The sequence below is a fragment of the Streptomyces sp. NPDC013317 genome (assembly GCF_055563155.1).
On sequence record NZ_JBVHDX010000001.1, the window covers coordinates 383037 to 399412 of the forward strand.

The 16376-nt window shown below is 70.5% G+C and carries 12 protein-coding genes; 6 read left to right on the top strand and 6 right to left on the bottom strand.

Going from position 1 to position 16376, the window contains the following annotated elements:
• Nucleotides 1-2 precede the first annotated feature (2 nt).
• Together ACZ3IJ_RS01585 and ACZ3IJ_RS01590 are read left to right on the top strand one after the other, a co-directional pair.
• Entirely contained in the window at nt 3-2699 is a 2697-nt protein-coding gene (locus ACZ3IJ_RS01585) for a DUF6519 domain-containing protein (RefSeq protein ID WP_467465616.1), read from the top strand.
• Nucleotides 2696-6385 carry an eCIS core domain-containing protein gene (locus ACZ3IJ_RS01590; protein ID WP_467465617.1) on the top strand — a complete coding sequence of 1230 codons (3690 nt, stop codon included), beginning with the start codon at nt 2696-2698 and terminating at the stop codon, nt 6383-6385. Before ACZ3IJ_RS01585 ends, ACZ3IJ_RS01590 begins: the two co-directional genes overlap by 4 nt.
• A gap of 20 nt (nt 6386-6405) precedes the next feature.
• On the opposite strand, the gene ACZ3IJ_RS01595 is transcribed toward ACZ3IJ_RS01590, so the two are convergent.
• The 6 genes from ACZ3IJ_RS01595 to ACZ3IJ_RS01620 are packed head-to-tail and all read right to left on the bottom strand — an operon-like array spanning nt 6406 to nt 13328.
• The gene (locus ACZ3IJ_RS01595; protein ID WP_467465618.1) at nt 6406-8289 is read right to left on the bottom strand and encodes an ATP-binding protein; all 1884 of its coding nucleotides are present in this window, start codon (nt 8287-8289) and stop codon (nt 6406-6408) included.
• Complete coding sequence (locus ACZ3IJ_RS01600; protein WP_467465620.1) at nt 8286-9548, bottom strand: Pvc16 family protein; 1263 nt, start codon at nt 9546-9548, stop codon at nt 8286-8288. The genes ACZ3IJ_RS01595 and ACZ3IJ_RS01600 overlap by 4 nt, the downstream gene beginning before the upstream one ends.
• The gene (locus ACZ3IJ_RS01605; RefSeq protein WP_467465621.1) at nt 9545-10525 is read right to left on the bottom strand and encodes a hypothetical protein; all 981 of its coding nucleotides are present in this window, start codon (nt 10523-10525) and stop codon (nt 9545-9547) included. Before ACZ3IJ_RS01605 ends, ACZ3IJ_RS01600 begins: the two co-directional genes overlap by 4 nt.
• Nucleotides 10525-11250 (bottom strand): hypothetical protein, encoded by a 726-nt coding sequence (locus ACZ3IJ_RS01610; protein WP_467465622.1) that lies wholly within the window; start codon nt 11248-11250, stop codon nt 10525-10527. Before ACZ3IJ_RS01610 ends, ACZ3IJ_RS01605 begins: the two co-directional genes overlap by 1 nt.
• 3 nt (nt 11251-11253) lie before the next feature.
• A complete protein-coding gene (locus ACZ3IJ_RS01615; RefSeq protein ID WP_467465623.1) occupies nt 11254-11772 on the bottom strand; it encodes a phage tail protein in 519 nt (172 codons plus the stop codon).
• A gap of 26 nt (nt 11773-11798) precedes the next feature.
• Nucleotides 11799-13328: a phage tail sheath family protein gene (locus tag ACZ3IJ_RS01620; protein WP_467465624.1), complete on the bottom strand. Its 1530-nt coding sequence runs from the start codon at nt 13326-13328 to the stop codon at nt 11799-11801.
• Between the two features lie 172 nt (nt 13329-13500).
• On the opposite strand from ACZ3IJ_RS01620, the gene ACZ3IJ_RS01625 reads away from it, so the two are divergent.
• The 4 genes from ACZ3IJ_RS01625 to ACZ3IJ_RS01640 all read left to right on the top strand — a co-directional run.
• Complete coding sequence (locus ACZ3IJ_RS01625; protein ID WP_467465625.1) at nt 13501-13905, top strand: hypothetical protein; 405 nt, start codon at nt 13501-13503, stop codon at nt 13903-13905.
• An 898-nt stretch (nt 13906-14803) separates the two neighbouring features.
• Nucleotides 14804-15229: an aspartate 1-decarboxylase gene (gene panD / locus ACZ3IJ_RS01630; RefSeq protein WP_467465626.1), complete on the top strand. Its 426-nt coding sequence runs from the start codon at nt 14804-14806 to the stop codon at nt 15227-15229.
• A 27-nt stretch (nt 15230-15256) separates the two neighbouring features.
• Nucleotides 15257-15601 carry a GNAT family N-acetyltransferase gene (locus ACZ3IJ_RS01635; RefSeq protein ID WP_467465627.1) on the top strand — a complete coding sequence of 115 codons (345 nt, stop codon included), beginning with the start codon at nt 15257-15259 and terminating at the stop codon, nt 15599-15601.
• Nucleotides 15598-16376 (top strand): hypothetical protein (locus tag ACZ3IJ_RS01640; RefSeq protein WP_467465628.1); only part of this gene is annotated, 779 nt, incomplete at its 3' end. The genes ACZ3IJ_RS01635 and ACZ3IJ_RS01640, both read left to right, overlap by 4 nt.

Sequence of the window (16376 nt, forward strand, 5' to 3'; positions counted from 1 at the left end):
CCATGCAGGGTGACTTCAGTCGCTGGACCTTCGACTCGAGGGCGCGGTTCCGCTCCGTACTGCTCCAGCAGGGGCGGGTCCTGCTGGACGCGGACTGGAACGAACAAGCCCAGATCACCGCCCACCACGACGAGACCCGAGCACGTGACGCCTTCGGCCGCGCCGGCGTGCCGATGGAGATCGAGGACTCCTTCCGGATCACCGACAAGGAAGGCAAGGACCCGGCGGGCACACGCTGGGCGGACCTGCGGGTCACGAACGGGCGTATGTACGTCGACGGCGTGCTGATCGAGGCCCACGAGAGAACGGGCGGCATCACGCTTGGGGACCAGCCCGACCTGCCGGCCATCGGCGACGACGATCCCGGGCTGGATGAGCCCGCCGAGGACGGGCGCTACGCTCTCTACGTGGAGGTGCGCACGCATCACGTCACGATGGACGAGGCACCGACCCTGAGGGAGCCCGCTCTCGGCGGCCCGGACACCACCACCAGAGCTCGCACGATCTGGCAGGTGAAGTGGGCGCGCGCGTACAATCCGAGCACGACCTGCCGCGATCTGCGGGAGCTCGGCTGGAAGGTGCCGGAGCAAAGCACCATGATCCCCGCTCTGAAGGCCGGGACCGTGGCCGATGATCCCTGTGCCCTCACTTCGGAGGCCCGGTACACACGACTGGACAACCAGCTCTACCGGGTGCAGGTCCATCAAGCGGGCGCGAGCGCATCCTTTCTCTGGTCGAGGGAGAACGGGAGTGTCACCGCCCTGCTGCGTGAGATCGACACGACGGGGATGCCGGCCGGCAAAGCCGTGCTGAGCGTGGACAGAGAAGGCCGGGACGAGACGCTGTCCATCGCCCACGGGGACGTGGTCGAGATCACCAGCACCGCGTGGCAACTACGAGGCAGGCGCGGAAAACTGGCGAAGGCGGTCCAACCCGACGGGCGACGCATCCCCGTGGCCTGGCTCGACGGGGGCACCGACCTCACGGCCCTGGGATCGACGCCCATCGTCCGCCGCTGGGAGAGCGCGCCGCTGCCCGCCGTCGAGAACACGCCCACCGACCTCGAGGGCGGAATCTGCGTCACGTTCAAGGACGTCGCGAAAATGCGGACCGGCGACTACTGGCTGATCACGGCCCGCTCCGCCCGGCTCGCCTTTGGACTGGCGGACGAGGCGGGCACGTTGCTGCCTGTTGGCATCGACGCGGCGGGCACACCCCGGAAACCGGATGGACCGCAGGTCCACGCTGCTCCACTGGCGATGCTGGAGCGCAAGACGGTCGGCGGCGTCGCCCAGTGGACGCTGGAGTCGGACTGCCGCAGCATCGCGCCATCCCTGACCCAGCAGACGACACTGAACCTCGTCGGCGGCGACGGCCAGGAAGCACTGCCGGACAAGGAACTGCCGCACGCGATCCGGGTGGTGGTGCGGAATGGCGATGTGCCCGTGAAGGGTGTCCCCGTGCTCTTCACCCCCCACGGAGGCGTCATTCGCCAGCAGGACGCCGTCACGGCCCACCCCGCGGACAAGCCGATCTTCACGGGGGACGACGGTGTTGCCCAGGTGTGGTGGACCCTCGCCGCCAACGGCCCGAGCGCACAGACACTCGAAGTCCAACGCCTGGACAGTGCGAGTGAGGGCACCGACGTCAAGGTCGTGGTGACCGGCCGGATGAGCAAGGCGGCGGACATCGGCTGGACGGCGCCGACCGGATGTACGAACTTCAGCAACTCGCAGACGGTTCAGAAGGCACTGGAGTGGCTGGTCGGCAGTAGGGAGCTGCGTCTGCGCGGCGGCGACGGCCAGTATCTGCCGACGGGGGAGAAGGTGCTGCCCCAGCAGATCCGGGTCATCGTGGACTCCCCGTGCGGTCCGGTCCAGGGGGAGAAGGTCCGCGCGACCGCCTCGTCCGGCGGGTTCGTCAAGCGGGTCATCCCCAATGAGACCCGACCCGCAACGCTGGACGGCGGACTCAAGTCGGACGTCGCAGAGACCGAGCTCGACGGCGGGGCCGCGTTCTGGTGGCAGCCCACCTTCACGGGGGCGGCGACTGACACTCTGACGCTACGACAGGAGGTCGGAACGACACGGGCGCCGATCACCGTGACGGCGCAGCCGGGGGTCTCGTTCGCGTACCAGCAGGGCATGCACGTCACGGACATCCACTTCACCGGCTCGTTGGATAAGAAGCTCAGGAATGATCACGACATCACCCTGGAGCAATTGGGGGCTGGCATCACCGTCGTGCTGAACACCGAGGTTGCGCGGCACAGCGTCATGCGCTTTCAAGGTGCCACTGATAGGTACAAGCCTGTCGTGCGCGTCGTCCTGAATATTCCGTATCCCAGCCAGGATCTGCATTGGGGGTACATGCCGGTGACGATCAAGGCGGATTTGGATGTTGATGAGAACGACGAGAGGAAGATCAAGTGGAGGCCTGAGCAATTTGCTTGGCAGAGGCTCAAAGAAGATATCGCCCAATACTACATCGGCACCTATAAGATGCTCGGGCTTTTCCAGATCGATGGCTGGGCCATCATGTCTAAGACCGGCAATCTGCATCTGAACGGGCACGCCAACGCGAGCCTCGCCGGTGCGCGCACGGTGTACGGGATCAGCCCGGACAACCCCACTGACGACCTCGTAACCGGCGGCCGCTTCGAGCACTGGTTCTGGCTGGCGGAGTACGCGTCCCCGTGACCGCCCGCACGTCGGCCGCCCGCCGCAGCCAGAAGCCCAAGAAGCCCGCACAGGACCAGTCGAAGGGCGCTGGCACGGTCGCCGTCGGCGCATGCGGGGTCCACGACATCGCGCGCCTCCCGGCACGCCCCCATCAACCGCAGCCGCTCACGCCCGCGTTGCGGCTGAGCGCGCCCGGTGACGCCTGCGAGCGCCAAGCCGACGCCGTGGCCACGCGGATTGCGGCTCGTGCGCAGGTTGGCTTCTCCGCCGGACCGCCCCGCCCCGCCGACGTGCTCCGCATGCCGAGCGTGGCGGACCACGTCCCCGGCGGAGGAGCCGTCCCGGCAGGGGTGCGGCAGGTCGTCGACGGCGGCGGCCATGGCCGCCCCCTCGCCCCCGACCTCCGCTCCCGCATCGAACCGCATCTCGGCACGGACCTCGGCGCCGTACGCGTCCACACCGGACCCCAGGCCGCAGCAGCCGCAGCCGCGATCGGGGCGCGGGCCTTCACTGCCGGCACGTCGATCTACCTCGGCCGCCACGAATCCCCCTACGACCTGCGGCTGATGGCGCACGAAGCCGCCCACGCGGCCCAGCAACAGGAGCACACCGCCGCCCGCGCCACCGTCATGCGTCAGATGGCCTCCGCCGCGCCGCTCCCCGATTTCCTCGGCTCGCTGGCCGCCCCCGTGCGGGCCCTGCCGGGCTACACCGCTCTGACCCTGATCTCCGGCAAGGACCTGCTGTCCGGAGCGCCCGTCAATCTCGACCGCGGCCAACTCGTCGCACAACTCCTCGCCTTCGGTCCCTTCGGGCCCGTCGCCGGCGAGGTGATCAAGGCGGCGGGCGTCATCGGCGAAGTCTTCTCCCTGCTGACCGAGGGTCTGGCGCAGCACAACCTCACCGCCGCCCGCCTCTCGCGGGAACTCGCTCAGGCATGGGACGAGATCCACCTCGGGCAGAGCACCGAGGTCATGCTCGCCGTCGTCCGCAAGCACGTCGGAGCCGTCCTGGCCGACATCAGGGCGTTCGTCGGCGCCGTCGCCGCGCGCGTCATCGCTCTCATCCGGACTGCTGCCGCGGCCATCGTCGAACCCCTCCTGGATACACCGCAGTTCAAGCCGGTCTGGGAGCTTGCCAAGAAGGTGCTGCGCTACGACCCGTTGCGCGACCGGCCCGTCGAGGCCACGACGGTTGAAGTCCTCGAGGACTTCCTACGCCTGATCGGCAAGGAGTCCGCCCTCGCCCAGATGAAGGAGCGCGGGACGCTGCAGAAGACGGCGGAGTGGCTCGACGCCCAGGCGGCGGCGTTCACGGGAATCCTCGGCGAACTGCGAGCGCTCTTCCGGGACGCCTGGGCCACGATCCAGCCGCAGAACCTGCCTGATCTGATGGGCAATCTGAAGTCCCTGACCGACCGGGCCTTCGCCCTCGCCGGCCGGATCGGGAACTTCGCGGGGACCGTCATCGGTAAGGTGCTCTCGCTCGTCAAGGACGCGCTGCTGGGGTGGCTCTCGCAGTACGCCCACAAGATCCCCGGCTTCCACCTGCTGACGGTGATCCTGGGCAGGAACCCCATCACCGGCGAGCCGGTCGAACGCAACGCCCAGAACCTCATCCAGGGGTTCATCACCCTGCTGCCGGACGGCGAGGCCACGTACGAGCAGCTCGCCGCCTCCGGAGTCGTCACGGAGGCCGCAGCCCGCATCGAGAGCGAGATGGGACGCCTCGGCATCTCCACCGAGATGATCACGTCGACCTTCCGCGGAGTGTGGGACGCACTCCAGCTCCAGGACCTGCTCGACCCGATCGGGGCGTTCGTCAAGGTGACGGCCAAGTTCGGCGAACCGCTGGGGCGCATCGTCCAGTTCGTCGCCGTCGTCGTCGAGGTCGTCATCGGTCTCGTCCTCAAGCTGATGAACTTTCCGACCGATCTGCTCGCCCGCATCCTCGCCAACGTCAAGCGTGCGGTAGCGGACATCAAACGTGACCCGGTGGCCTTCCTGCTGCGCATGCTGGAGGCGCTGAAGACCGGGTTCATGCACTTCTTCGACCGCATCGGCACCTACCTCGTCCAGGGCCTGGTGAAGTGGCTGTTCCGGGGGCTGGGCAAACTCGGCATCACCATCCCGGCCGAGCTCAGCCTCAAGTCCGTCCTGGGCCTTGTCTTCGAGGTCCTCGGGGTCAGTGTCGAGACGCTGTGGCAGAAGCTCGGCAAGCACATCGGCCCCGAGCGGGCGGCCGCACTCAGGAATGCGGCGGGCGGGCTGACCGGGGCCTGGGCGTTCGTCGCCGAGGTCCAGACACGCGGTGCGCCGGCGATCGCCGAATTCCTCTCCGGTCAGCTGAGCAACCTGTGGGACACCGTGCTGGGCATGGCCCGGGACTGGATCACGCGCGAGATCATCGAGGGTGTCGTCGCCAAGCTCCTGTCCATGCTGGACCCGACCGGCGTCATGGCCGTCGTCAACAGCTTCATCGCCTTCTTCCGCGCCGTGCAATCGGCCATCGAGTACCTGCGGGACATCCTGGAGATCGTGGACCAGTACGTGACCACGTTCGCGGAGGTCGCGGCCGGCCGGATCGACCCCGGTGCCCAGATGATCGAGAAGGGCCTGGCCAACGCCGTTCCCGTCGCGATCGGCTTCCTCGCCGCGCAGGTCGGCATCGGCAACGTGCCCGAGGCCATCGTGGGCATCATCCGCCAGGTGCGGAAGCTCGTCGACGAGGCACTGGAATGGCTCTTCACCCAGGCGATGAGGGTCGGCGCATCCGCGCTCCAGGCCCTCGGCGTCGCCGGGACGGAAGCCCGCCCCGGTGAGCCCGCGGCGAAGTCCGGTGAGAAGCCCGGTGCGATCGACGTGCACTTCGATCTCATGGGTGAGGACCACGAGATCTTCACCGACCCGACGGGCCGGCTCATGGCCGCGTCGAAGAAGCCGAAGCCCGTCGGAGACCTGGAAGGACTGGACGCTCTCCACAAGAAGTACCTCGCCCTGTCGTCCACGGCGCCTAAGGAGGCCCGTACGGTACTCATCGGCAGGATGATCCAGCAGATCAAGGAGCTCGGTCTGCTGATCGAGGGCAAGGGAGACCCCCCGAATCTCGGTGAGGTGGCCCCGCATCAGGCCCAGACGCAGCGCTTCAGGCCGGCAGCCAAAGAGGCTCGCTACGCCCAGCTCTGGGAGCTGGAGTCGGAGCACGTGATCCCGCGCAGTTTCGTCGACTCCCTGCTCACCGTGCACTACCCGCCGGGCACCGACAAGGCGACGTTCAAGGTCAGGCCCGAAGAGTACGACGCCATGCACACGATCCTCATCTACCGGACCGCGGCGCACGGAAAGACGTACAGCAAGGAGCACGGAGGGGCGTACTTCAAGACGACCAAGCCTGTGGAGCTGGGCTCCGACGCGTCATTGTTGAAGAAGTTCCGCTCCCGTGCCCAACAGGGAGAGCAGACCGGGCGGGTCGGTGCGGGCGACTCCCCGAAGCATGCCCGAAGAGCCTTCGACCTGCTGGCCAAGGGTGCCGTGCGGCGCACCGCCGAAGCGGTGGCGGCGGACCACAAGGCGCTCCAGAACCGGCGCGGCAGTGGTCCGGCACCCCGGCCGATCAGGGCGAGGGTCGAGGAGGCAGCCAAGAAGCAGCGCCAGGACATCAACCGCATTCTTGTCGCACGCGGGTTGGAGCCCATGCCCCTCTGATGCCTGGACGCCCGGGGCGGTCAGGGCCGCGCCGAAGTCCGCCCCGACTTGGCCAGTTCCCAACGCGTCGCCGCCGCCACGTCCTCCTCCGACACCTCGCCTCGCTCCGCCCCCAGGAAGGCGGCGGTCAGCGCCGCCGCCGCGATCGCTCCGCCAGGGAGATCCACTACGGCCAGTCGCCGGGGGTCCAGGCCCTCGGTCGGGGTCCCGGCCGGGAACGCGCGGGCCCACAGGGCCGCGCGTGCCGAGGGGTCCGGGTACGGGAACGTCACCACCACGCGCAGCCGCCGCAGGAACGCCTGGTCCAGAGCGCCCTTCGTATTGGTCGTCAGCACGGCCAGGCCCCGGAACGACTCCACGCGTTGCAACAGATAGCCGACCTCGAGGTTGGCGTACCTGTCATGACTGTCACGCACCTCCGTACGCCGGCCGAAGAGAGCGTCCGCCTCGTCGAAGAGGAGGACGGCCGCGCTGTCCTCGGCGGCCTCGAAGATCCGGGCGAGGTTCTTCTCAGTCTCGCCGATGTACTTGCTGACCACCCGGGACAGGTCCACCACCACGAGGTCCAGGCCCAGTTCCTTCGCGATCACCTCGGCGGCCAGGGTCTTGCCCGTGCCGCTGGGCCCTGCGAACAGAGCGGTCGTACCGAGTCCGCGCGCCGATGCGGCACCGAAGCCCCAGTCCTCCAGCACCCGGCTCCTGTGCCGCATCGCTCCTACCAGCGCTCGTAGCTGCTCCAGCTGCCCCTCGGGCAATACCAGCCGCGACCAGTCCGCGCGGGGCTCCACCACGTGGGCCACCCCGGAAAAGCCGGCCCGCGCCCGCATACGGCAAGCGGTCCACAGGTCCGCTCCGCGCGCGACCTCCTCTGCTACCGCGTCCAGGTCCGGAACCGACAGGTCGAAGACGCCCGCCGCCGCGGCCGTCGTCTCTGGTCCCTCGCCATCATCCGGCCCGCAGCGCTCAGCCAGCGCGGCGCCCAGTGCTGCCGCGCGCTCCGCCGCACCGATGCGCGGCACGGCGATTCGTACCGCCTCGCGGGCGACTGGAGCCGGTACGGCGCCCATGTCGTGGCCCAGCACCACCGCCGGCACGCTCAGATCCAGCATCGCCCTCAACAGCGTGGGCTCCTCGGCCTGCCTTGCGTCGCCGAGATCCAACGCCCAGGCACAGCCGTCGAGCACCGACTCGCGCTCCATCAGTCGCAGGAACCGCTCCCGGTCCTCGGCGGCTCGTGGCAGCTCCTCGGCCGCCACGACGTGGAGGGCGCGCCCACCGGCTGTCCACGCCGCCTCGGCCGCGACAGCGGTGAGGTTGCCGTGCTGAGGCCCGCTCAGCACCACGATCCGCCCGTCGGCCCAGGCCCGGGCCGTCCCCTCGGCCGCGTCCCGCAGGGTGCCCGTCAACGCACGCCGGACGGTGACCCGCCGGGTGGCCGGGGCCAGCTCCGAGTCGAGGTGCCCCGCCCCGACGAGGTGGTGCAGCAGCCGCTCCGGGACCACCAGCGGGCTGCGCGTGGGCGAGGTCGCGTCAGCCATCGCCACCAGGTGCCAGCGGCGCAGCGGACCAGCCGGGGTCAGGGCGCTCCAGTGCGGATCGGGAAGCTGGGACAGCGCCAGTCCGAAGGTCGGACGGGGATCTCCGCCCGCCCCAGCGATGTCGTCGGCGGTCGCGGCCACCAACTCGGGGCCGGCCGCCAGCAGCAGCACCGCTCGCTCGAACGCGGTCAGCCCGAAGCCGACCGTGACCTCGTCCAGCGGAGTAGGGCCGTCCAGACGCCGTGCGGCGGCGGTGGCGTTCTCCTCGGCTTCGGCCGTCTCCTCCCTGCGCAGGCGCGCCCGGATGACGCCCAGCTCGGCCACCAGCGCCTCGCGGCTTGCCTGTTCCCGCTCCTCGGGCGTCACGGCGTCGCCCCGACGTCGACCACGGGACGGCCGAACGTGTTGTCCCCGATCCGTTCCGGCAGGCTGTCCACGCCGTCCACCCGGACCCTCACCAGCCAGATCCCCACCGGCACGTCGCTGCGTGGCACCTTCTGCTCAGTCGTCTCCGCCGCCACCCCGGGCAGATCGAAACTGAGATCGGCGGGAGTGTCCGGACCGCCGCCCGCCCGGTGGGTCAGGAGGACGGTCACCCGCTGGCCCTTCCTGAGCGGCGGGTCGAGGGTCAGGACGATGTCCGTCGCGGTCGCCTCCGCCGTGACCTTGGGCCGTACCAGGAGCGGCACGGCGTTCGACGAGGCCAGCGTCCGCGACGGCTGTCCCCCGGGTCCCGGCGCGGACCGGTGCAGTACCTGCACGGAACGCACCCCGGCCGGAACTCCGATGAGGGGACCGACGTGCACCTCGGTGTCGGACGAGCCGGGGCCAGGAGCGAACTCGACCGGCCCGATGACCACGCACGTCTCCGGTCCCAGCAGACGCCGGCCGCGCAGGACCACGGTCGCACGCTCCACCACGGCGGCCGGGCCGGACCCCGCCGCCTCGACGGACTCCAGCAGGGGCCCTCCCGTCGGCCGAGGGTCCACGGTCCGGATCAGCGCAGGCGGTGCGACCCTGACGTGGTCGTCCGAGGTGATCACGGCGGCGGACGCCAGCCAGACCACCGACAGCACGCTCTCGTTGCCGCCGCCGAACATGCCCCACAGATTGGACATCTCCTCCAGCGAGAGCGTGAGTGGGGACAGCCGCGCCGGTTCCCTCCCCATCTCCAGAGGGACCTCCCGCAGGAGGGGCCCGATCGCGTCGTCGTCGCGGTAGCGGTCCACGGCCTTGGCGACGACGGCCGTCGTGAGCACGGGGGTGGCGGTGAGGGCTCCCAGCGCCGTGCCGAGCAGCCGTTGCGGCTCCAGCGACTCGTCGTCGCCGTAGCAGCTGATGAGGTAGTGCAGATCGACCGCGGCCGTGGGCCGGGCCATGAGCGAGTCTCCGGAGCGCCGGGTCGGCAGCGCGGAGACGTTCCCCGTGGCCTGTGGGGTGACCTGGTAGCAGTAGACGTTGATCCCGCGCTGCGGGTTGCCGTCCGAATGGGCCAGCTTCGACGGGTGACGGGTCGTCACCATGGTGCCGGACACAACCCCGGGCCGCTGCGGCGGGTCCAGTTCGCGCTGCAGGACGAACCGGATGGTCGTGGTGATGGCGGCGAGGGCCAGGGCACTGTTCATCTCCGCTCCCGTCGGCGGGCGAGGTAGGCCGCATGGTCGGAGACGGAGCGGTGACGGGGTGCCGCCGGGGCCGCCGGGGCCGGCGGTGGAGGCGCCGGGTTCGCGGTCCGGGTGACGGTGATCCGGTCGATGTGGACGTGCACCTCCGACGGCACGGGGCGCTCTGGCGCACCGGTGTCTCTCCGGGCTTCCGCGACGGGCTGACGCACGCTCATCACGCCCGGCTGCACGGTGACCGCGCCGGGGGCCGGGGTCCGCCGCCCGGTGGGCGGAGCGGACGGCGAAGAGGGTTCCACCAGTTCGGGAACCTCGCCCGGCTCCAGTACCCCGTGGGCGGCCAGCGCTGGGAACACGTGTCGGCGCAGCAGTTCGGCGAGGTCCAGCGGCGTGCCGGTCGTCCGAGGGGCGGGGCGGTCCGGGTGAACGGGCGGCTCACCCGGGGCGTCCGGCGCGAGCGATGCGCCGACGGGCTCGTCCGTCCCGTGGCCGGGCGGTTCATGTCCGGACGGCAGGTCGGCGGGCGGCAGCGGGCCGGACGGCGGAGGGGACGTCGGCCTGCGGTCCGCGGTGGCGGTGTTGCTGGGGGGCTCCGAGTCCGGTGCTGCAGCGGTCGTACGGTTCCCGGACGCGCCCTCGGAGGACGCCGGCGGGGGATCGGCCGCCCGCACGGCCTCCGCGGGGGCCACGGCGGAGGCGGGCTCCGGCCGGGCCGCCCGGGCGATCGGCGCCGTGCCGATTCCACCGTGGGTGGGTCGGTACGCCGCTCGCCGAGCGTCTCCCGCCGGGGCGGCGAGGGGAACCGGTTTCTGCTCGGGTGACACGAGCTGTCCCCGCGTCTCGGCCGCAGCGGCCGGAGCGCCCAAGGCGACCTCCCCCCACGGTGGCTCGGAAGCTCCCTCGTACGGCTCGGGCAGCCGCAGCCGGAGCGCTCCTTCCGCTCCCAGCGCCCGCTCGCCCATTCGACTGAAGAACTCCATCACGCGACCCCCCGGCGAGCCAGCCGCAGATACATCCGGCGGCGCTGGGGGGACATGCGCAGCACGTCCTGCTCCCGCCAGCCGAACGCCGCGGCCAGAGCAGCCACCTCCGAGACGAGGGCCGAGGCCGCACTCGCCACCCGGTCCCACAGCAGCCCGCCCATGTCCACCGGCATGAGCGCCTCCGCTCCACAATCCGGACAGCTGGTCCGCACCACGGCCGCGGCCGAACCGGCCAGTTGCTCGGCGGCCTCCTCGACGCGCGCGACCTCCTCGGGGCCCAGCCCCCGCGGGTCGACCGGCTTGCCCGCGGCGTCCGTCACGCATCGTGCCAGCAGCTCGCCCGCCGGGTCCGAGACGCGGCCGGCGGCGAGCAGGTCGCGGCCCGTGAGCGCCCGTACGGACAGCTCACGGTTCCGGGGCCCCGGTACCCGGCGCTCGCGCTCCGGCGAGGCCGTCCACAACGTGCTCACCGGGAGCCGCACGTCCAACTGCGCGTCACATCTCTGGCACGCGACCACGGCCTCCAGCGCCTCGCCGAAGTCCTCCGCGTACATCCGGCCGGCCAAGGCGCAGACGTCACCCAACGGCAGCCCCAGCGCCGACTCGACGTTCTCGGCGAACCCGCCGTGGCAAACCAGTACGGCGGCCCGGGCCGCCGGGGGGACGGCGGCCGCGTCCTCCCAGGCGTCGAGCAGACGAGCGGGGTCACTGAGAGCCGACACACGTCACTCCGAGAACGACGGCTCGACCGGGACCGGAGTCGACAGGTCGCGCTCCCAGCCCTCGTTCTCCAGCTTCAGCGTCTGGATTGCCACCGTGTTCGCGTTCGCGTCGAGTTCGGGCAGGGCCTGGAACTCCGAGACCCAGCAGCGGAAGATCTTGTACGAGATCGCGAGTTGCCCCGCCTCGTTGTAGAGCTCCAGGATCACGTCCTTGCGGAAGTCCCGCAGCGACGACTCCGCTCCGAGGGCCGTGCCGAAGTTCCACACCTTGTTCGCCCACGCCTCGAACTCCGGGTCGTGGGTGACACCCCTTTCGAGGGTGATCGCCTCGTACTCGGACCGCCCCGGTGATTTCCGGCTGCTGCTGGGATCCCCGCCGTGCCGGTGGGTGACCACCTCGGTGGTCCGCTTCAACGCGCTGACCTTGCTGACCGCGGCGACGTAGCGGCCGTCCCACTGGAGCCGGAACTTGAAGTTCTTGTAGGGGTCGAATCGTGTCGCGCTGACGGTGATCTCGGTCATGCCGTCCCTCCTGCCGGGTGCGGGGCTCAGGCCGGCGAGCCGGCGGTCTTCTGCTGGATGTGGATGAGGACGAACTCGGCCGGCTTCAGCGGCGCGAAGCCGACGTGGATGTTGACCACCCCGCGGTCGATGTCGTACTGCGTGTTCGTCTGGCCGTCGCACTTCACGAAGTACGCGTTTCGCGGACTCGCACCCTGGAACGCCCCCTGTCGGAACAGGTCCTGCATGAACGCCCCGAGCGAAGTCCGGATCTGCGCCCACAGCGGTTCGTCATTCGGCTCGAAGACGACCCACTGCGTGCCGCGGTACAGGCTCTCCTCCAGGAACAGGGCGAGCCGCCGCACCGGCACGTACTTGTACTCGTCGGCCAGCACGTCGGCGCCCCGGAGCGTCCGGGCGCCCCAGACGACCGAACCGGCGTCCCGGAACGTGCGCAGACAGTTGACGCCCTTGACGTTGAGCGGGCCCTGCTCCGCGTCGGTGAGCACGACCGCGAGGCCCTGCGCCCCGGCCAGACCGGCGTCGACCCCGGCAGGCGCCTTCCACACCCCGCGCGCGGCGTCGGTACGCGCCATCACCCCCGCGACGGCCCCGCAGGGCGCGAACTCGTCGACGGCGCCGTCGCGCAGCGGATCGGAGCGGCGAATGCGCGGGAAGTACAGGGCGCAGTTCCGCGCGCCTTCGCCATTGAGCCCACGCGAAGTGAGCCAGCCGCGCAGGGCTGTGGCGTCCTTCGCGGCACCGGGCGCGTCCACGATCAGGAAGGCGCGCCTCTTCCAGCAGTAGGCCATCGCCTCCGCCCACAGGTCATCGGGGAGGTCGGAGGCGGGGGTGGGCGGCGGCAGGCACAGCAGCGTGAACAGGTCGGCCTTCTCCAGGGAGTAGATGCCCTTCTTGCCGTCCTGGCCCGTTGCGCTGTAGTCCTCGGCTCGCAGGGGCACACCGTGCGAGCCGTTGTCCGGGAAGGGGTAGTCGGCGGGGGTCGGCGCCGTGGCAGGCGGGGTGTCGACAGCGCGGATCAGCTGCGAGGCGAGCAGAACCTTCTTGACGTGTCGCGGACCCTCGACGCCTGTGACGTTGAGGAACTCCTCCTGGAATCCGGTCGCGGTGTCGGTGACGGTGAGGTGGTAGAGCGACGCGGCGGTGACGCCCGAACCCTGCGCCTCCGCGACCTGCGTCGCCTCCTCCGGCTCCGGGTGCGTCACCGTCACCGTGAGCCCGTTGCCCCACGTCCCGGGGTTGGCGGCCTGGAGCTTGAGCCCTCCGATGCTGACTTCGGCGGGTTCGGCATCCGGTGCGAGGCGCACGACGAGGGCGGTGTTGCCGCCGTTGAGGAAGTAGTCCTGCACCGCGTAGCCGAGACCGCTGGCGCGCCACAGCCCACCGAAGACCCGTTCGAACTCTCCGAACGAAGAGACCATAACCGGCTCCTCCACCGGCCCTCGCAGTGCCCGGCCCACGAAGGCGGTGATGGCGGTGGCGACGCCGACAACGGCACGACTGCCGCCGCTGACCTCGCGGATGTAGACGCCTGGATGGCTGAATTGCACCGTCATGGCTGCTGGGACCCTTCGACGACGGGCTGTGCGGCTCGCCGATCGTGCCCGGTCCGCGTCACCGCGCCATCACGGGGGAGTCACCGCCCGGCCGCCGGCCGGTGACGTGGGCGTGACTCCCGGTTGACGCGGGGGTGCGACATTCGCCGTGAGAGCCGAGTCGAAGGAGGTCGTGGTGGTACAGGTATCAGTATCGGCGGCGGTCAAGGTGACGAATGGTCCGCAGCTCCCCTTGGACCTCACGCTGGACCCGGAGTCGTACACGCTTCACTCCAGCCGTCTCGGCGCGGCCGGGGCGGCGAACGGGGCCGACAAGGACGAGCACACGTTGCCGGACGGCACGCTCGTGCTGCTGGCGGTGACGGCCGTGGATGTGGAGATGAAACCGGCGAAGGTCGAACTGACCCTGCGTGAGAACACGAAGACTGCGCTGACAGGTGCACTGCTGGTCGCCAATGCCAAAGCCGTCGAGCAGCTCGTGACCGCGGAGAACGCCCGCAAGGTGAAGATCGAGAATATGGCGGACAGACCGGTGACAGTGGAGATCCTCACTTGCCGCGACGGCGACACCGAGTGAGAGATGTGGTTGGCGAAGAAATTCACAATGGCCTGCAGCCTGGAACGTAGAACTCTGTGAGAAGCACCTGAATCGAGCGATGTGCCCTCCCGAAGCCTCCCTTCGCTCCTCTGAAGAATCTGAGCTTGTTGGGGGATGAACTCTGTCGGCGCCCGGGCGAAGCGATGCGGTGGCTCGACTTCCTGCGCGTCTCCGGCCCGCGACGGATGTGTCGATCACGTGCCGTTCGCGAGTGCGCGCAACCCCTGCGAGAAGTAGGCAGGGAGCAGACACGCGGTCATCGCGGAGGGCATTCGCGCCCGCCACCTCCACGGCCTGACCCGAGGCGTCGCCTTCGACACCGTCGGCGGGGAACCCGGCCCCTTGGCCACCGCCACTGCTAGTCCGGACACCGCAGCAGCGTGAGTCCTGCAACACCTTGGGACGGATGACCGGACAAGCGCATGGTTGTTCGGTCCGAAGACCGCCCTGACCCGTGAAGCCGTGGCTCGCGAGTTCCACGCTACCGAGGGGCCTTGGGCAGGCAGCGAGCCAGCTTCCGGAGCGGTCGAGCGCCGACCGGCTGAGGGCTGAAGGGGTCGTGTTCCGTGAACCGGAGCGATGTCGGTGCCGACGGTTCGGTGGTGCGTAAGTGCACGTCGTCCGTGTGTGCAGAGGGACCTTTCCCATGCCTGGTGGCTCATCAGGTTAGTCAGCATCTGGTCAGCATGAGTCCCCGCCCGCTCAGAGGCGATCGTCCCAACGGCGAACCGTGCGGCGCTAAGGCCCAGGTAGGAACCCGCCTCGCCCGGGCGGAGCGATGTTCCTCACAAGCATCGATCGGGGCCTGCCGGTGTACAGTCGAGACCGCCCTTGACCTGCAGGAAGCAGGCAGGGAGCCGTCTTAGAGGAGTCCATAGTGCTGCGCACCATGTTCAAGTCCAAGATCCACCGCGCCACCGTGACCCAGGCCGACCTGCACTACGTCGGGTCCGTCACCGTCGACGCCGAGCTCATGGAGGCGGCCGACCTGCTGCCCGGGGAGCTCGTCCATATCGTCGACATCGACAACGGCGCCCGACTCGAGACGTACGTCATCGAGGGCGAGCGCGGATCCGGGGTCATCGGGATCAACGGGGCCGCCGCGCATCTCGTGCACCCCGGGGACCTGGTGATCCTCATCAGCTACGCCCAGGTCGAGGATGCCGAGGCGCGGGCGCTCGTGCCGCGGGTGGTGCATGTGGACGCGGACAACCGCATCGTCGAGCTCGGGGCGGACGCCTCCGCGCCGGTGCCCGGCAGCGACACCGAGCGCAGCCCGCACGCCGTGGCCGCGCACGCCTGAGCGCCCGGACCGAGGGAGACGATTCGCATGGCCGAACGGGAGATCCGCGACGACAGGGAGAAGGGGCGCCTGGAGGCGTTCGAGGACGGCCGCTACGTCGGTGTGGTCGTCTACTTCACCCTGGACACCGAGCCGCACGCCCTGGTGGCCGTGCACACCGTCGTCGAGGAGGGCAACGAGGGCAAGGGCATCGCCGGCTCCCTCGTCCGGGAGTTCTACGCCATGGCCGCCCGCGAGGGCGTTCCCGTCGTGCCCCTCTGCCCGTACGCCGCCGCGTGGGCCGAGAAGCACCCTGACGAGGCCCCGGTACCCGCGGAGGACGTCGTGCGCGCGGCCAAGGCACAGCTCAAGGCCACACCCGAGTTGTGGTGACGCTCGCGCTCCTGCACACCTCCGAGGTGCACGTCCCCGTCTTCGACGGGCTGCGCGACTGCCATCACCCCGGCCTCGACCTGCGGCACCTCGTCGCCGAGGAGCTGCTCGTTCGGGCCCGGGCCGAGGGCCCTGACGCCGTGTCCGGCGCCGTGCGCGACGTCCTCGCCGACGCCGTCGCGGACGGCGCCGACGCCGTGCTCTGCACCTGCTCGACCCTCGGAGGGGTCGCCGAGCGGCAGGCCGGGGCGCTCGGCGTGCCCGTGCTCCGGGTGGACCGGCCGATGGCGGCCGAGGCGGTCCGCTCCGACCACCGTGAGACGGGGGCCCCGCCGGCCGAAGGCCGGGGGAGGATCGTCGTCGTCGCGACCGTCGAGTCCACCCTCGCGCCCACGCTCGACCTGCTCCGGCAGGAGTCGGGGGAGCGGACCTCCTTCGTCACGACCCTGGTCGTCGACGGAGCCTGGGACCGGTTCCTGGCCGGTGACCGCGACGGCTATCTGGACGCCGTCGCGACGGCGGTCGACGGCGTCCCGACGGCCGACGATCCCGTGATCGTCCTCGCCCAGGCGTCCATGGCCGACGCCGCCGAGCGCACCACGACACCGCTGACCGTCCTCTCCAGCCCTCGCCTCGGTCTCGCCGCCGCGGCCGCGGCGGCCTCGGCGCGGCGGCCCGCGGCCGCGCGGGGGGGGGCCACGGAAGATTGTCCCCCCCGGGGCCGGGGGGCGGCGCCCCAGGGCGCAGGGGCGGGTCCCCCCCCCCCACCCCAGAC

Coding starts and splice junctions, on each gene's coding strand:
- ACZ3IJ_RS01635 (WP_467465627.1), top strand. CDS start 15,257: ATGGCCGAACGGGAGATCCGCGACGACAGGGAGAAGGGGCGCCTGGAG.
- ACZ3IJ_RS01600 (WP_467465620.1), bottom strand. CDS start 9,548: ATGAACAGTGCCCTGGCCCTCGCCGCCATCACCACGACCATCCGGTTC.
- ACZ3IJ_RS01620 (WP_467465624.1), bottom strand. CDS start 13,328: ATGACGGTGCAATTCAGCCATCCAGGCGTCTACATCCGCGAGGTCAGC.
- ACZ3IJ_RS01605 (WP_467465621.1), bottom strand. CDS start 10,525: ATGGAGTTCTTCAGTCGAATGGGCGAGCGGGCGCTGGGAGCGGAAGGA.
- ACZ3IJ_RS01615 (WP_467465623.1), bottom strand. CDS start 11,772: ATGACCGAGATCACCGTCAGCGCGACACGATTCGACCCCTACAAGAAC.
- ACZ3IJ_RS01585 (WP_467465616.1), top strand. CDS start 3: ATGCAGGGTGACTTCAGTCGCTGGACCTTCGACTCGAGGGCGCGGTTC.